The 16,551-nt window shown below is 40.7% G+C and carries 12 protein-coding genes and 1 pseudogene; 4 read left to right on the top strand and 9 right to left on the bottom strand.

From position 1 onward, the window contains the following. Nucleotides 1-10 precede the first annotated feature (10 nt). The gene (locus L3V45_RS08685; RefSeq protein ID WP_003154035.1) at nt 11-196 is read right to left on the bottom strand and encodes a hypothetical protein; all 186 of its coding nucleotides are present in this window, start codon (nt 194-196) and stop codon (nt 11-13) included. 358 nt (nt 197-554) lie between these two features. Here L3V45_RS08685 and L3V45_RS08680 point away from each other — a divergent pair, with 358 nt between their 5' ends. Further along, complete coding sequence (locus L3V45_RS08680; RefSeq protein ID WP_003154036.1) at nt 555-977, top strand: hypothetical protein; 423 nt, start codon at nt 555-557, stop codon at nt 975-977. A 502-nt stretch (nt 978-1,479) separates the two neighbouring features. Continuing rightward, a complete protein-coding gene (locus tag L3V45_RS08675; RefSeq protein ID WP_003154037.1) occupies nt 1,480-1,578 on the top strand; it encodes a YjcZ family sporulation protein in 99 nt (32 codons plus the stop codon). Nucleotides 1,579-2,096: 518 nt separating this feature from the next. Here the strand turns inward: L3V45_RS08675 and ppsA are convergent. The 4 genes from ppsA to xylA all read right to left on the bottom strand — a co-directional run bounded on the left by ppsA (nt 2,097) and on the right by xylA (nt 8,260). Continuing rightward, nucleotides 2,097-4,694, bottom strand: coding sequence for a phosphoenolpyruvate synthase (ppsA, locus tag L3V45_RS08670; RefSeq protein WP_236837350.1), 2,598 nt, complete (start codon nt 4,692-4,694; stop codon nt 2,097-2,099). Nucleotides 4,695-5,288: 594 nt separating this feature from the next. Next, nucleotides 5,289-6,788 (bottom strand): xylulokinase, encoded by a 1,500-nt coding sequence (gene xylB / locus L3V45_RS08665; RefSeq protein WP_003154039.1) that lies wholly within the window; start codon nt 6,786-6,788, stop codon nt 5,289-5,291. Further along, complete coding sequence (locus tag L3V45_RS19500) at nt 6,785-6,919, bottom strand: hypothetical protein (RefSeq protein WP_255764307.1); 135 nt, start codon at nt 6,917-6,919, stop codon at nt 6,785-6,787. Before L3V45_RS19500 ends, xylB begins: the two co-directional genes overlap by 4 nt. Before the next feature lie 3 nt (nt 6,920-6,922). Continuing rightward, a complete protein-coding gene (gene xylA, locus L3V45_RS08660; protein WP_003154041.1) occupies nt 6,923-8,260 on the bottom strand; it encodes a xylose isomerase in 1,338 nt (445 codons plus the stop codon). Between the two features lie 262 nt (nt 8,261-8,522). On the opposite strand from xylA, the gene xylR reads away from it, so the two are divergent. After that, nucleotides 8,523-9,677 (top strand): transcriptional repressor XylR, encoded by a 1,155-nt coding sequence (gene xylR / locus L3V45_RS08655; protein WP_003154043.1) that lies wholly within the window; start codon nt 8,523-8,525, stop codon nt 9,675-9,677. A 162-nt stretch (nt 9,678-9,839) separates the two neighbouring features. On the opposite strand, the pseudogene xynB reads toward xylR, so the two are convergent. Further along, nucleotides 9,840-11,441 (bottom strand): annotated as a pseudogene (gene xynB, locus L3V45_RS08650) (xylan 1,4-beta-xylosidase). Nucleotides 11,442-11,482: 41 nt separating this feature from the next. Further along, nucleotides 11,483-12,874: an MFS transporter gene (locus L3V45_RS08645; protein ID WP_003154046.1), complete on the bottom strand. Its 1,392-nt coding sequence runs from the start codon at nt 12,872-12,874 to the stop codon at nt 11,483-11,485. 541 nt (nt 12,875-13,415) lie between these two features. On the opposite strand from L3V45_RS08645, the gene L3V45_RS08640 reads away from it, so the two are divergent. Next, the gene (locus L3V45_RS08640) at nt 13,416-14,510 is read left to right on the top strand and encodes an L-dopachrome tautomerase-related protein (RefSeq protein WP_003154047.1); all 1,095 of its coding nucleotides are present in this window, start codon (nt 13,416-13,418) and stop codon (nt 14,508-14,510) included. Nucleotides 14,511-14,726: 216 nt separating this feature from the next. Here L3V45_RS08640 and glnA read toward each other — a convergent pair whose 3' ends face one another. Both glnA and L3V45_RS08630 read right to left on the bottom strand, forming a co-directional pair. Continuing rightward, on the bottom strand, nt 14,727-16,061 hold the full coding sequence (gene glnA, locus L3V45_RS08635) for a type I glutamate--ammonia ligase (RefSeq protein ID WP_003154048.1): 1,335 nt from the start codon (nt 16,059-16,061) through the stop codon (nt 14,727-14,729). A gap of 57 nt (nt 16,062-16,118) precedes the next feature. Beyond that, nucleotides 16,119-16,523: a MerR family transcriptional regulator gene (locus tag L3V45_RS08630; RefSeq protein ID WP_007410366.1), complete on the bottom strand. Its 405-nt coding sequence runs from the start codon at nt 16,521-16,523 to the stop codon at nt 16,119-16,121. Nucleotides 16,524-16,551: the final 28 nt, after the last annotated feature.

The raw sequence follows: 16,551 nt of genomic DNA, 5'->3' as shown, positions 1-16,551 counted from the left end.
CACTAAAAACCTACTCACTGCACTTTTTACAGCAGACCTTATCAGAGTGTTTGCTTAACACTTTGTCCATTCTCCCCACAGGCATTTTCTTCTCACTCGGAAGTGTAAGATAAGCTGTTATCTCATCCCCTGATTTTAATGTTTTTCCGCAGATAGAGCATTTTAACTCAGTATTAAAGAAATTTTTTAATCCCATTCAGAAGCCTCCTTATTTACCTTTATAAAGTAATACGTTAATGCTTTATAAAAGTTTCAGGTTAAAGAAATACTCCTTGCTTGGGAATTTACTTTCTTTCAGTTGTTACGTACCCGCACAGGGTTAACAATCGTCTTGTTCTTTAACTCACAGTGAGAAGATCGCCTTGTAAAACATTAGCGTAAAATCATCTTCATGCTTTGACCAGTTTACTGCAGTGCATGGATTGTTAATTTGTGACATTTATTTGTCCTCTTTAAATTTTTCTTCTTCTCTCAACTTGAAAAAGAAGGAATTATTTTATAAATATTGTGAATTTATAACTGTATCACATTCACTATTAAGAGGAGGAATACGAATGAAAAAGAAAATTATTGCCGGCGCTCTTGCTTTTGGGTTAATTCCGCTAATGGGGGCTGCAGATGTTTCTGCAAAATCTTTGCCGAATCAAGATAAAGTCATGAAACCTGCCGGTTGGTCATGTGACGCTCCGTATATTGCGTGTCAGCCTTTTTCTGGCGGTACCGGTAAGATTTCATTCAACTATCAAGGCAGCTCTCCAGGAAAAATCAGAGTTTTTGTAGCGAATGACGGCAGCAAATCTTTCAAATTCACCATTAATTATCCTAATGGAAATACACTCTTATCCTCTACGACATTAAATGCGGGGAAAACGTTCATTCAAGAATTCAGCGTTAACCAAAAAGGAGAATACATCCTGAAATATGATAGCGGCACCGGTGATAGTGTCGATGGTTTCTTTAGATCTGTTGAGATCTAAATTCCGTTAGGAAAGTCGGCAGTTTTGCCGACTTTCTTTTCCAAGCATTCTGCAGAAATAAAAGTAAAGTGTCGAATAAACATATGACCTTTTTGAAACGGAAACTTTATCTGCACCACAAACCCGCAAGCAGCCTCCTTGTATCGTACCTTCTGTCCCTTTGTGATTTGTTTTGATTTGTCGTATACTGCGCTTGCCCGGGAAATGATGAATATTTTCGTTAACTATAATTTCCCTGTACCTCTTCGTATGTGGCTCTGCATGATGAAGTAACGTCATGGCTCACCACTTTCATACACAGTTTTATTGCATGTTGAGCCATATCCCTCCTCTTTAAACAGCAACCCGTCCCATCCATTTCTCTCTTTCCATTATTTCATATTCTTAGAAGCTCTTCATTTTAGACTTAATATCCATTTTTTCTTATTTAGACTTAAATCTATGTCGAAATTTATCGTCCGGCATATTATGTACTATCCTAACAACAGGAGGTGGCAATAATATGGGGAACTACGGTGGAAATTACGGTGGAAGTTCTTTCGTATTGATCGTTGTGCTGTTCATTTTGTTAATCATTGTAGGTGCTGCATTCCTTTTCTAGCACATTGACGATTTATATTCGTCTCCCAAACATTGCATCCCTTAGTTCGGACAGACGCCATAAGAAGTTTTATGGCGTCTTTACTTTTTAAAAAAATCTATCTAAGATAAACATTTTTTATTTTCACTCTGGTAAGCGGGAGAGTTTTCTCCCCTGCCTGCGCCAATATTGCCGCTATGAAGAATAAGGCGAACAATTCAATTCAGAATAAAGACTTGTTCATGAACAAAACCCCTAAATAGTTGTTAAAAAACTAAGGCGTTTTTAATTCATCAGGATTACAGAGGCTGTGAACTTAAAAAGGATATTACTCACCTTTATAAAATTGTCATCGTTAGATTTAGCCACTGAATCTTTTTTGTAAGGGTTCGCCCACAAAATGCGGTGTTCTCACATTAAATCATTTTCACATAAAAAAACCGGATTCCTCTTCTAAAAGGTTCCGGCTTTTCTTTTTGTTCGGTATTTGTCAGTTAAAATGCGGGAAATATCTGGTGACGTGCTGCACACACCCGCTATTATAATATTTCAATAGAGCCTTCTGTTCCATGAACGCGGATTCGCTGCCCATCTTTTATCAATAGGGTTGCATTTTCAACTCCAACAACTGCAGGTAAGCCGTATTCACGCGCGATAACCGCTCCATGGGTCATCAGTCCGCCAACTTCAGTGACCAGGCCTTTTATGGACACAAACAATGGTGTCCAGCTGGGATCAGTATAGGGGGTAACTAATATATCCCCATCTTCCAAATCGGCATCTTCCATGTTTAAAATAACCCGTGCCCTGCCCTCTATGACTCCCGAGGAAACGGGCAGCCCGGCAATCGCTCCGGCCGGGAGATTTTCTCGTTTGTACTCGCCTGTAACGATTTCACCGTCAGACGTGATAACACGCGGCGGAGATAGTTTTTCATATACTTTGTACTCGCCTTTTCGTGTGCTGATGATTTGGTAATCCAATTCATTTGTGCGTACGACTTCCTGAAGTTCTTCAAAAGTGAGATAGTATATGTCTTCTTTTTCATGAATAACCCCCGCTTTTGCGAGTTGTTCGGCTTCTTTCAGTAAAGCCTGCTTATAAACGAAGTAGCGGCTGATCATGCCGTATTTTGGATATTCTCTGAATCCGCTGAAGTTCCGGATGATTTGGATCATTCGTTTAGTTTCTCTGGCTTTTTGTTCACCATCCGGTAATTGCTTCAATCGGTCTAATAACTCTTGTTCTTTCTTCAACGCCTCCTGCCGCCCTTGCTCAAATTTCCGCTGGCTGGCATTTGGCTCAAAGTTTTTGAGATTATTAAGAATCATAGGGACAAGTGCAATTGGTTTTTCGCTCCATCGAGTTCTTGTGATATCAATTTCTCCGGCACATCGCATTCCGTACTTGTTGAGATAAGCATAGATAGCGTCATGAGTTTCCCGCCCGCCTTCAAACTTCACCAGCCCATCCAAAAAGTGATCATCTTTTACATTCTCTAAATAGGCAATTACTTCTGGATAAGGACGGATCACATCGGCGACGTCCAATAGCGCAAGCCCCATTTCTGAAGTAATATTATGGGGTACAGATTGAGAAAGCGTATCTGCTGCGTTTTTTTCACCTAACCACTCGTTCATTTTTTCGTTAATCCATGATGAAGCATCCATTGCAGTTCGAATCAGCACCGAACTTTTTGGATTAAATAAAATATTCTTTAATTCCTGGATATCTTCCAAAATAAAACGAAATAAATCAGATCCTGATTTCGTCTGGATGTTTTGTTTTAACTCTTCTATCGATGCCTGACTGCTCTTAATCAAATCAGAAACAATTGCAGGATCGTTTTCAGCTTGATCCGGCATATCTGCATTGCCTTTGCCGGGAATCGGCGCCGTTTTATCAGGTATCGGTTTAATGAAATCATCTCGCTCTATTATGGTCATAAGTGCGTCTTTTAAGAGCGGATCGTGCTGCCCCATACCTTTTAAGAAAACTTCTCTGACATTAGGGGATGCCAGTTGATGTGTGACATCGACAAATAGCCTTCCGCCGGCTTTACGCATGGGTGCAGCAGTCGTCAACAGAAAAAAAGACAATCCAAGGGGTTTTATGGGATCCGTCATCATTTGCTGATGACCGACAGAGATATAGACGTGATTTTCTTGATCGTTCGCTTCAGGAACGGGGTATAACGTTGTGATCGGACGACTTTGGACAATATAAAAAGTATCGCGGTCCAAACACCATTCGATATCTTGCGGCTGGCCGAAATGAGCTTCGATCTGTCTCCCGATACGTGCCAGCTGTAAAATTTGTTCATCAGTCAGTGTTTGAATCTTTTGCTGATCAAGATCAATCTCCCGTGTTTCCGTTCCGCCTTCTCTTCGTTCATAGACAGCCTTTTTTTTGGTTTCTATTCTCTTATCGACGATTTTCCCGTCCTGTACTTTATAACAATCGGCAGATACTAAGCCGGAGACCAGTGCTTCACCAAGTCCAAAACCGGCATCGATGGACAGCAGCTTTCGGTTTCCGGTCATCGGATCAGCGGTAAATAAAATCCCCGAAGCCTGGGGGAACACCATCCTTTGGATGATAACAGATAAATAAACTTGGCTGTGACCAAACCCATTTTGCATACGGTAAATGACCGCGCGATCCGTAAATAGGGACGCCCAACATTTACCGATATGCTGCAAGATCGCATCGACGCCGGTAATATTTAAATAGGTGTCTTGTTGACCGGCAAAAGAGGCATGCGGTAAATCCTCAGCTGTCGCACTAGAACGTACGGCATAGGCATGTTCTTCGCCGAACCGGGAGAGATGGCAAGCGACTGCTTTGACTACATCTGAAGGAATTTCTGCTTCCATAATGGTTTGCCGGATTTTTTTGCTGACTTCACCAATTTGATCCCGATTCTCCGCTTTCAGCATGGTCAGTTGATCCAACAGCGCTTGTAACGTTTCGTTTTGTTCAATGGCTTTTTGATATCCGGCGGTTGTGACACAAAATCCTTCCGGTACTTGTATTCCTTGAATTTTTGATAATTCCCCTAAATGTAACCCTTTTCCTCCAACGAGCAAAGGCTGTGTTTTTTCAATTTCGTGAATGCCGAGAACCAAAGAACTCATTCTATATCTCCCCTTCAAAAAAATTTGACAAGAGCTTTTCAGCATGATATAATCATAATATAAGATGGATAACTATGACTTTTCACACAGAAAGCGCGCGTGTTCTGATTATATCACCGTGTCTGTTTTTGTGCAATATAAAAAGAACCTGGCCAATTTGGCGAGGTTCTTTCTTCATTTTCTAAGGAAATCCTGAAGTTGAGTGATACCTGTGAATCCATTGCAGAAAGGCTATCCCCACGGATTCAAGAAACAGGAAAATCTCAATAATAAAAAACATCCCCCACGCAATGTGAGGGGATGTTTTGTGTGTATACTTCTCATTTCATCGTCATATGAGTTTAGACTGATGCAGTCACAACTTACAAGAATGCTTATCTGTTTCCTTCAATAGTGTTAACACATTTGAAGTTATTTTAGCGCTGCCGCTGCTTTGATATACCTAAACTGTAATCGCTTAGTGTATTGCGCGGGAGAAAGAATTGCATTCCATGGTTTATTAATGCCGGCTTTCTCATTTGTTAACAGATTTATAAAACCAAGGCCATTGATAATGAGTGGCCGTTTATTGTTCTTCCTTTGACCTCCTGAAAATTAGGTTTGTCTAAAGCTCTTTAAAGCTGTATTGATATCTTTTGTGTGAACGTAAATGTTCTTATACAACTCGAATAGTGTTTTATATTTTTGAACATTTTGTTCTTTTGGATAAAATGCAGCTGCTTCATGAATGAACTGCTCTGCACATTCTTCAAGAGAGTCAAACCACCCGCTTCCGAAGGCAGCTAACATCGCAGCCCCCATGGCCGGACCTTGTTCATTTTCTAACTTAACCACCCTCGTATTGAAAATATCAGCCTGCATTTGAAGCCACGTTTCATTTTTAGCTCCCCCGCCAATAGAGACAACCGTATCAACTGATTTTCCCGCTTCGCGGAATAGCTCAATTGATTCATATAAAGAGAATGTGATGCCTTCCATTATCGCCCTCAAAAAGTGCTCTCTTTTATGGGCTCCGTCCATTCCGATCAAGCTTCCCCGAATAGATGAATCAGCATGCGGCGTTCTTTCACCGACTAAGTAAGGAGTGTACAGCAGTCCATTTGCTCCTATCGGAACAGATTCCACCCCCCGCAATAATTGTTCAAACGATTCGTTCGGCGCAAACGTTCTTTTAAACCAGTCCAAGCTGTACCCTGCAGCGAGCGTGACCCCCATCGTATAAAAAGAATCCTTTTTTCCATGATTAAAAAAGTGCACTTTCCCTTTAAAATCCCTTTCTTTGTCTTCTTCACAGGAAAGTATGACTCCTGACGTCCCAATGCTGCATAACGTTTTTCCGGAAGAAAGAATACCGGCTCCGACAGCACCGCAAGCATTATCTGCTCCCCCAGCGTACACTTTTGTTTTTTCGAGCAGCCCTGTCTTCGCCGCAACGCTCGGAAGCAGCGATCCTACACAGGCATGGGATTCCACAAGCGGAGGACAAATTTCTGCTGAAATACCAAATTGATTGCAAATCTCATCGCTCCACTCTTTGCAGGTCATATGTAAAAGTAACGTTCCCGCCGCATCGGAGTATTCGGTGTGAATGGCGCCAGTCATGCGGAATCTCACATAGTCTTTCGGAAGCAGAAAAACAGCGGTTTTGTTAAAAAGTTCAGGCTCATGTTCCTTCACCCATAACATTTTAGGTAATGTAAACCCTTCAAGGACACGATTTTTTGTGATATCAAGCAGATGATTGCCAAATGTCTCGGTTATCCTGCTGCATTGAGGCGTCGTTCTGGTATCATTCCAAAGAATCGCATGACGCAGCACCCGCCGATCTTGGTCAAGCAGTACTAATCCATGCATTTGTCCTGAATAGCTAATCCCGTCAATATCCCCGGCTTGAACGTTGGATATCGAAATCAATTCAGCCAACGCTTCAATTGTTTGCTGCACCCAGTCTTCAGGATTTTGCTCACTATATCCAGCCTTCTCTTGGATGAGCGGGTAACTTTTGGACGTTTCTGCACAAACCTTGCCGTTTTGATTGACTAAAATGGTTTTAACAGCACTCGTTCCAAGGTCTATTCCAATGACATACTTCATTTTTTCACTCCTTCCTCTCTAAATAGATCCCCGTTGAAATGACCCGCCATAACAGTAACTTCATGACGGGCAATTCCGGGAACTTGGCTGCCTGCATCTTTTATGGCGGGATCTGGAGCTTCTTTTTTCATTTGTTATACCTGTAAAATGTATTGGTTTAATATCGCTTTTAGCCGTTCCTGTCTCCCTGATTCGTTTTTAATTGGCTGATTGTTCAGCGCATATTGCTCAAGTGTCTTAAAATCAGCTCTTCCTTCTGCAATTTCAAGACCAATCCCTTCAGTAAAGCTGCGGTAACGGAGTTGAATCACATCTTCAAACACACGATCTTCGATTAATTTGTGGGCGGCTTTCAACCCTCTTGCAAATGTATCCATCCCTGCAACATGGGCATATAGTAAATCATCAGGCTCAAAAGAAGATCTCCTGACCTTTGCGTCAAAGTTTAATCCCCCGCTTCCAAGACCGCCATTTTGCAGGATTTCGTACATTGCTAATGTCGCAGAATATAAATCTGTCGGAAATTCATCTGTGTCCCATCCTAAAAGCGGATCACCCTGATTCGCGTCAACAGAGCCGAGAAGGCCATGCACTCTCGCCATGCGTAATTCATGTTCGAATGTATGCCCGGCTAATGTGGCATGATTGGCTTCGAGATTTAATTTAAAATGATTGTCTAAGCCGTATTGCTTTAAAAAGGCAATGGTTGTTGCTGCGTCCGTATCATATTGATGGGTGGTCGGCTCTTTTGGTTTTGGTTCAATCAAAAACTGCCCTGTATACCCGATTTCCTTCGCATAATCCACTGCCATATGCATAAATCTGGCCATATTATCAAGCTCAAATTTTAAATCGGTATTTAACAAAGTTTCGTACCCTTCACGTCCGCCCCAAAATACATAGTTCTCGGCGCCAAGCTCTTTTGCTGTTTCTAATCCTTTTTTTACTTGGGCTGCGGCATACGCAAATACATCTGCATTACAAGAAGTCGCCGCACCATGCACAAAACGGGGATTCGTGAACATATTTGCAGTATTCCATAATAGCTTAACGCCGCTGGTTCTCATGTAGTCTTTTATCATGTCCACGATTATATCCAGATTTTGATTTGTCTCTTTTAACGTACTTCCTTCCGGTGCGATATCCCGGTCATGGAAAGCAAAAAATGGCGCATCCAGTTTTTCAAACAGCTCAAACGCTGCTTCTACCCTCGCTCTCGCCAGATCCATGCCTTTATAGTGATCCCACGGTCTCTGCATCGTAGCTGCGCCAAACATGTCTGTGCCGTCAGCGGTAAATGTATGCCAATAGGCAATAGAAAATCGCAGATGCTCTTTCATCGTTTTTCCGCCAATTACTTCTTGAGAATTATAGTATTTAAATGCTAAAGGATTCGTGGATTCTTTCCCTTCGTAAATCACTTTGTTTACGCTTTCAAAATAGTTGACTGAACCGGAATGAGAGTGAGCCATGTGTGATTTCCCCCTTAAAAATAAATTCTAAACTTGATGATTCGAATACAGATGATTTTATGTCATGTTATATATTAGTTTGTTGCCTAAACAAACTAACTTATTTTCATCTTATATAACCTCATCAGTATTTTCAATATTTTTTTTAGTTTTTTACGAACACATTAGATATAATAAAGGTTGGATTCGCTATGTAGCGTTTCGCACGATAAACACAGAACGTTCAACTTAATTTAAAGATTATACAAACGGAGTGGATGAAGTGGATATCGCTGATCAAGCCTTTGTCAAAAAAGTTAACCAAAAGTTATTACTAAACGAAATACTTAAGAATGCTCCTATTTCAAGAGCAAAATTATCTGAAATGACCGGATTAAATAAATCGACTGTTTCATCACAGGTAAACACATTAATGAAAGAAAATCTTGTATTTGAAATCGGTCAGGGACAATCAAGCGGCGGCAGAAGACCAGTCATGCTTGTTTTTAATAAAAAAGCAGGATACTCCGTAGGAATAGATGTCGGCGTGGATTATGTTAATGGCATTTTAACAGATCTTGAAGGGACGATCGTCCTTGACCAACACCATCATTTGGAATGCAGTTCTCCAGAAATCACTAAAGATATTTTAATTGAGATGATTCATCACTTTATTGCAAATATGCCGCAATCTCCGTACGGGCTTATTGGTATAGGCATATGCGTTCCCGGGTTAATTGATAAAAATCAAAAAATTGTTTTCGCTCCGAACTCCAACTGGAGAGATATTGACTTAAAATCTTTCATCCAAAAGAAGTTCAATGTGCCCGTTTTTATTGAAAATGAAGCAAATGCCGGCGCATATGGAGAAAAAGTATTTGGTGCTGCCAAAAATCACGATAACATGATTTATGCAAGTATCGGTACAGGGATAGGAATCGGCGTTATTATAAACAATGATTTATACAGAGGGGTTGGCGGATTCTCTGGAGAAATGGGACATATGACAATAGACTTTAATGGTCCGAAATGCAGCTGCGGAAACCGAGGCTGTTGGGAATTGTATGCTTCCGAAAAGGCTTTATTAACATCTCTTCAGACGAAAGAGAAAAAAGTGTCCACTCAAGATATCATAGACCTCGCCCATCTGAATGATATTGAAACTTTACATGCGTTACAGAATTTTGGATTCTATTTAGGTATAGGCTTGACCAATATACTAAATACATTTAATCCGCAAGCCATCATTTTAAGAAACAGCATCATCGAATCGCATCCTATGGTTTTACATTCAATTAAAAGCGAAGTATCGTCCAGGGTTTATTCCCAATTGGACAATAGTTATGAATTATTACCATCTTTCTTAGGAAAAAACGCACCCGCTTTAGGAATGTCCTCTATTGTGATTGATCATTTTCTCGACATGGTTCATAACTGAAATGTACAAACTTCTATGTTTTACGCTCATCTTTAAAGATGGGTTTTTTGTTTTGTTATTTTCATCCTGAATGGGAGCATTTCTGACGTGTTTTTCCACACAGGCATTTTCTAATATGAAAAAGGAGTTCCAAAATAGAAAGCTCCTTTTTCATGCGGACATTCATTTTTCTTTATAACGAAAATATCTGAAGTCGGCCGGAATATGATTTCCGCTCGTATCTTGGCATTGCATCCCTACAAAAGCTCCTGTAAAGAATCCCCCGCCGCGGATGTAATCATCTGATAATTTTTTCGATTCCAATGCAATATCGATTTTGTACCAATCTTCTTTGTTAAATGAATAGAAATAATAATATTTTTCGTTTTCAATATTCACTTTTAAATAGACGTACTTGACTTCACGAGGAATCACAATTTTATTTTTTAACGGTTGTGAAAAAGAAAAGTTATCACATATCGTTAATTCAAGAATACGGCCAAGTTCTTCATCATGCGTGACTTGAAGAGCCGTCCAGTTCTCTGTATTGTAATAGTTCACCAAACCAGCGGCTTGCTGAAAATTTTCCGGATAAAACGCAACAGCCGTTTCCGCTTCAAAATGGAGACTTTGCCAGCGTCTGGCTACAAATGCCTGAGTAAATGTCGAAGTTAAGGATTCATGGCCGTATAATCGTAAATGATTTGGCGCTTGAGTTAATGAACCTAATTTCTCCGTAAAAGGGATTCTTAACGTTTGAAAATTAATATTTAATGTTGCATCCTCAAATTCATCAACTTCCGGATACGTGTCTTCAAATATGGTTTCAGGTATAGAAGGCGCATCCACCTCCAAGCTCCCTTCTTTTCCGCCTTCTACATAAGGCCAGCCATCTTTCCAATAGAGCTTTTGAATAGCTGTTTCTCTGCCCAAAGGACAATATCCTCTCTGCTGAAAAATTGAATCATCGTCCGGATGAATGGGACGTCCCGTTAAATGGGCTAAATACCACTCACCTGTATGTGTTTGTACAATGGATGCATGCCCGCATTTTTGCAATGGGTTTCCCGGATCATGCCATGACGTTAAGATTGGATTATCGGGATGAACTTCATATGGACCCTCGATATTTGCAGAACGGGCAATTGTAGCAGCGTGTTCGAACCGCGTTCCTCCTTCTGCGGTTAATAAATAATAATAGTTCCCGATATGATAAAGGTGCGGCGCTTCCGTCAGCTTTCTTTCAGTTCCTTTAAATATCACTTTCGGTTTACCGATCAGTTTTTGCTATTTATCAGAATATTCCTGCATAACAATGCCTCCAAAGGAGTGCCGATCAATACGCTGATCCCATAACATATTTAATAAATATTTTTTTCCATCCGTATCATGGAACAAAGAAGCATCAAACCCCGAGCTGTTTAATGTGATCGGCTCCCCCCAATCACCATCAATCGTGTCACAAGTCACTAAATAATTGTGGCAATCTTTCCAAGCGCCATCTACGACCTTAACATCCGTATAGATCAGCCAAAACTTTCCGTCGCTGTAACTTAAACATGGCGCCCAGACTCCGCCTGAATTAGGATTTCCTTTCATGTCTAATTGCGAAACTCTCTGTAATGGATGTGCAACTAAGTGCCAATTGACTAAATCTTTTGAATGGTGTATCTGGACTCCCGGAAACCACTCAAATGTAGATACAGCGATATAATAATCCTCTCCCACCCTGCAAATACTCGGATCGGGGTTGAATCCTTTAAGTACTGGATTGATAATCTTCATGCAGAACGCCTCCTCAGCTATTTTCTGTTGACTATCATGTTTTAAGCTTTGAAATCGTCAATATGATCCAAATAAACTTTGTCTCTATTCTCTAATTCTCGAACCATGTTTTTATATTTTTTCTCATCTAAGTTATAGAAATTAATATCAATCATGGCCAGAACCAGTAAGAACACGGGAATAATGGTTGCTGTAATTAAAATTCCCGTCAATGCCTCCGGCGTTTGCGCCTGATTTGCCACATATCCAAACTGATCTAGAACCAAACCCGGTACAACCCCTCCCAAGGCCATGCCGAATTTAAAGAAAAATCCGATAATAGCGTATATGAGACCGCCCATTCTTTTCCCGGTCTTATACTCTCCATATTCGATTGTTTCAGGAATAAGCGCCCACATATATCCCCCGGCAGTGAGACTTCCTGCAGCGGCCAGCAATCGAAAGGAAAGTATCAGGAATACATTACTTGGCGGAACAAACAGTAAAGCTAAGAGGCCGATCATATTCAGTAATAATGCATAGTTTAGTAATTTCTTCTTCCCTAATAATTGATGAAGCTTTGGAATAAACGGTAAAATGACCAAAGCAGGCAAACTTCCCAACAAACCGTACCACTTCACTAAATCCGCTCTTTCTAAATTATACGTTACGTAATAGATGCCAACCGAATTACTGATTGAATTCACTCCAAAAATAATAATAAAGAAAATACTTAATACAACTAGAGGCCGATTAACACGAAATTGCTCAAATATATCCGATAATTTAATTTTTTCTTCAGATTTTTGAAGCGTGACACGCTCTTTTGTGCTTTTAAAACAAAAGATTAAAAGGCACCCGCCTATAACTCCCATAATACCCATGGTTAGCTGCCAGCCAAGAGATTCGCTGCCGGAAGTATCGCTTAAATAAGCAGCCAGCAAGGGAACAAAAAATGCAACGACAAGTCCCCCAAGATTCGCAAATAACATACGGACAGACGTTATACTAACAACTTCTTGATTATTTCGGGTCATTGCAGATGTTAACGCGCCATATGGCACGTTTATCATTGTGTATGTAAGCGACAAGCCGACATAGGTGATATAGGCATATATTAATTTCCCCATATCCGAAAAATCCGGGGTTGTAAAACAGAGTATTGCCAATATGACAAATGGAAAAGCTCCGAATAAAAGATACGGTCTGAAGCGTCCAAACCTGCTATTTGTTCTGTCTACTATCGTTCCAATAAAAGGATCAGCGAGAGCGTCGATGATTCTAACCACTAAAAACATCGTACCGGCTGTTGCTGCCGGTAAACCAAATATATCTGTATAGAAGAACAAAAGATAAGTAGACACTGTTGCATAAATTAAATTACATGCAAAATCTCCAGACGCATATCCAACTTTTTCAACCATGCTGATCTTCTTTACATTTTCACTGAGCATGATTTCCTCCCCTTTTCGATCCTTTACATAAGGAACATGATGAATGGTACATTTCTTCAATTTTATCGGCCAGTTAAGGCTTTATAAAAGCGCTTTCAAAAAAATGATAGCGGTTTACTTTCACAGAGCATTTTCATCATAGTGAACAGAATAAAAGCTTGGCTTTCGTTTTATATATACCTCCAATTAAATTGAGCCTCTTATCCCCCTTCCATTTAAGACCTTTACATGAAGGACAATTAAAGTGGTTTATTAGTTTGTTGATCGAACAAACTAACTTGATTTCATATTATAAAATCTTTTCTGCTTTTTCAACTCTTTTTTCAGAAAATTTAAAACCGATCAAAGGACATACCATGTTGTAATTGCCGGCTCCTTCGACAGACGTTAAGTAAAAACCCTATGTGTCACCTGACTGATTTATTAAATGATAAGCACTTCCATCATCTTTTGTTTAGAAAAACTTATTAAGAAACATGCACTTGAAAAAATGCGAATCATATATAAGTGATATCCCGTTTAATTGGTTGAGGAGGATATGATGAAACCTATGCTGCCTTTTGAAAAATATTTTGGTGATTTAGAACTGGTTTATGCATTTTATGGAGCTATGCCTACCGGTGTTACTGTCTCAGAAACCGGACGTATATTCATTTGTTTTCCGAAATGGGGAGACGATGTTAAATTTACGGTAGCGGAAATAATTGGGGATAAATTGCAGCCTTATCCTGATTTACAAACCAATTTGGTTAACTTTGAGAATATCAAAATGACTTTCATCAGTGTCCAAAGTGTAGTTGCTGATGGAAGAGGAGCGCTTTGGATACTAGATACAGCGGCGCCCAATTTTTCTGAACCAATTAAAGGCGGGGCAAAATTAGTCGCTGTTGATTTAAAAACCAATACAATCAGAAGAGTGTATACCTTTACAGAAGATGTTGTCCTTCCAACAACTTACCTGAATGATGTCCGATTTGATTTTCGTGTCGGAACTGCAGGTTATGCCTATATAACGGATTCTTCTTCCAAAGGACCAGGAGCTATTATCGTCGTTGATTTAGAAACCGGAAACGCATTTAGACGGTTAAATGGAGCAAATCCAACTTCACCGGATTCCTCTTTTATACCGAAAGTAGAAGGCAAAATTTTGATGAATCGTAACAAGGATGGTTCAACTTCCCCATTTAGGCTGGCATCCGACGGTATTGCGATCTCTCCCGACGGAAAGGTATTATTTTTTTGTCCCCTGACCAGCCGCCATTTGTTCTCTATCTCAACAGAAGCCCTGAGAGATAGAAATATATCGGACATGGATTTACTTTATCATGTGGCGTATTGGGGAGAAAAAGGCGCGTCTGATGGAATGATTACAGATGCAAAAGGAGCCGTTTATGCCGGAGATTACGAGAACAATAGTATTCGAAAGATGCTGCCGAATGGCACAATGGAAACCATCGCACATGATCCGAGAATTTTATGGCCGGATACTTTTTCGATTGGTCCGGATGGATACTTATACGTCATCGTGAACCAATTACATCGGCAGGCTAGATTTCATTATGGAGAAGACTTACGACAGAAACCTTATAGTTTACTTCGTATCAAAATTGATGAATTTCCTGCTCCTGCTTTTTGAAAATAAAAATGGCCGGTTCAATTTTAGAGCATAATTGGCTTCATTTAGCCTTCATCCTAAACCGAATAAGGGATTACAATAAATACGTGTCCTCAATTATGGAGTTAGATTCATAACTTCATTTTTTTTGGTCAAGGACCAAAATATCGACCTCTTAACCTTTTGACCAAAACTTAAAAAATCCCCTGACACCAATAGTGCCAAGGGATTGAGAGATTAATACTGAGACATGTATTGTTCGCGCTCCCAAGGGTGAACCTGTGTGCGGAACATATCCCATTCGATTTCTTTTGCTTCGATGAAGTGTTCGAACAGGTGCTCGCCGAGCGCTGCAACCATGACTTCGTTTGATTTGAATTCGTCGAGAGCTTCCGCCAGTGTCGCCGGAAGATCTACGATGCCGTTTTCCATGCGCTCTTCTTTGCTCATGACGTAGATGTTGCGGTCAATCGGAGCCGGTGCTTCAAGTTTGTTTTTGATTCCGTCAAGGCCTGCTGCAAGCAATACGCTTAACGCCAGGTACGGGTTTGCCGCCGGGTCTACGCTGCGGACTTCAACACGCGTGCTGATGCCGCGGGAAGCCGGGATACGGATCAGCGGGCTTCTGTTTTGCGCGCTCCATGCCACGTAGCAAGGTGCTTCATAGCCCGGAACAAGGCGTTTGTAAGAGTTCACTGTCGGGTTTGTGACAGCCGTAAAGCTTGTCGCGTGTTTTACGATACCGGCAATGAAATGTTTTGCTGTTTCACTCAGCTGAAGATCAGCGTCTTTATCAAAGAATGCGTTAACGTTATCTTTAAAGAGTGATAGGTTGCAGTGCATACCGGAACCGTTTACGCCGAACAGCGGTTTTGGCATGAATGTCGCATGCAGACCGTGTTTGCGGGCGATTGTTTTGACAACCAGTTTGAAAGTTTGGATGTCGTCACAAGAACGGATGGCACCGGCATATTTAAAATCGATTTCGTGCTGACCAGGAGCAACTTCATGGTGAGATGCTTCGATTTCAAAGCCCATTTCTTCAAGCTCAAGCACGATATCGCGGCGGCAGTTTTCTCCCAAGTCAGTCGGAGCCAGGTCGAAGTATCCGCCTTTATCGTTCAATTCAAGCGTCGGTTCGCCTTTTTCATCTAATTTAAACAGGAAGAATTCAGGCTCAGGTCCAAGATTGAAATCGCTGAAACCGAGTTCTTTCATTTCTTTCAGAATCCGTTTGAGGTTGTTACGCGGGTCACCTTCGAACGGCGTGCCGTCCGGATTGTAAATGTCACAGATGAAGCGTGCTACTTTACCTTTTTCAGCCGTCCACGGGAAGATTACAAATGTGTTCAGATCAGGATATAAGTACATATCAGACTCTTCGATACGGACGAAACCTTCGATGGAAGAACCGTCGAACATGCATTTATTATCAAGTGCTTTTTCAAGCTGGCTCACAGGAATTTCCACGTTTTTAATCGTTCCGAGAATGTCTGTGAATTGAAGGCGGATATACTTTACGTTTTCCTCGTTTACTAATTTTACGATGTCTTCTCTTGTGTACTTTGCCATTTCGTAAAACTCCTCCTCTAAAAGGTAAATGTATATAGCAAAACAGTTGCTAACGGATTAATGAAAGAATCGGGACATGTCACCTTGGCGGAAAGTATTTCCCCGCTGGAAACGGCCTGCCTGCATCAGTTCGTTTTTCAGAAGCTTTCTGAGTTCGTCATCAGACAGATTGTGTTTCATCGGTTTGGCGGTTTTTTCGGATTTTTCTTCCGGTTCGGCAGATGCCTTATCCAGAATTTGTTTGATCCCCGCCATATTGACGCCTTGTTCAATCAGATTTTTGATTTCTAACAGTTTATCTACATCATGGAATGAAAATAATCGTCTATTTCCTTCGCTTCTCGCTGGAAATATCAATCCATTTTCCTCATAATATCGAATTTGCCGGGCAGAAAGTTCTGTTAACTGCATGACAATCCCAATTGGAAATAAAGGCATTGAGCGGCGAATGTTATCACTCATCTCAATTTCCTCCTTTTCTTATCTTAGT

It is taken from the genome of Bacillus sp. R45 (genome assembly GCF_021729365.1).
GTDB classification, from domain to species: domain Bacteria; phylum Bacillota; class Bacilli; order Bacillales; family Bacillaceae; genus Bacillus; species Bacillus velezensis.
Note: the sequence above shows the minus strand (reverse complement) of the source record. Positions and strands in the feature narration are given on the sequence as shown.

Excerpts from the sequence above, each read along its gene's own strand:
- L3V45_RS08685 (WP_003154035.1), bottom strand. The coding sequence starts at position 196 with ATGGGATTAAAAAATTTCTTTAATACTGAGTTAAAATGCTCTATCTGC.
- L3V45_RS08680 (WP_003154036.1), top strand. The coding sequence starts at position 555 with ATGAAAAAGAAAATTATTGCCGGCGCTCTTGCTTTTGGGTTAATTCCG.
- L3V45_RS08675 (WP_003154037.1), top strand. The coding sequence starts at position 1,480 with ATGGGGAACTACGGTGGAAATTACGGTGGAAGTTCTTTCGTATTGATC.
- ppsA (WP_236837350.1), bottom strand. The coding sequence starts at position 4,694 with ATGAGTTCTTTGGTTCTCGGCATTCACGAAATTGAAAAAACACAGCCT.
- xylB (WP_003154039.1), bottom strand. The coding sequence starts at position 6,788 with ATGAAGTATGTCATTGGAATAGACCTTGGAACGAGTGCTGTTAAAACC.
- L3V45_RS19500 (WP_255764307.1), bottom strand. The coding sequence starts at position 6,919 with ATGAAAAAAGAAGCTCCAGATCCCGCCATAAAAGATGCAGGCAGCCAA.
- xylA (WP_003154041.1), bottom strand. The coding sequence starts at position 8,260 with ATGGCTCACTCTCATTCCGGTTCAGTCAACTATTTTGAAAGCGTAAAC.
- L3V45_RS08645 (WP_003154046.1), bottom strand. The coding sequence starts at position 12,874 with ATGCTCAGTGAAAATGTAAAGAAGATCAGCATGGTTGAAAAAGTTGGA.
- L3V45_RS08640 (WP_003154047.1), top strand. The coding sequence starts at position 13,416 with ATGAAACCTATGCTGCCTTTTGAAAAATATTTTGGTGATTTAGAACTG.
- glnA (WP_003154048.1), bottom strand. The coding sequence starts at position 16,061 with ATGGCAAAGTACACAAGAGAAGACATCGTAAAATTAGTAAACGAGGAA.
- L3V45_RS08630 (WP_007410366.1), bottom strand. The coding sequence starts at position 16,523 with ATGAGTGATAACATTCGCCGCTCAATGCCTTTATTTCCAATTGGGATT.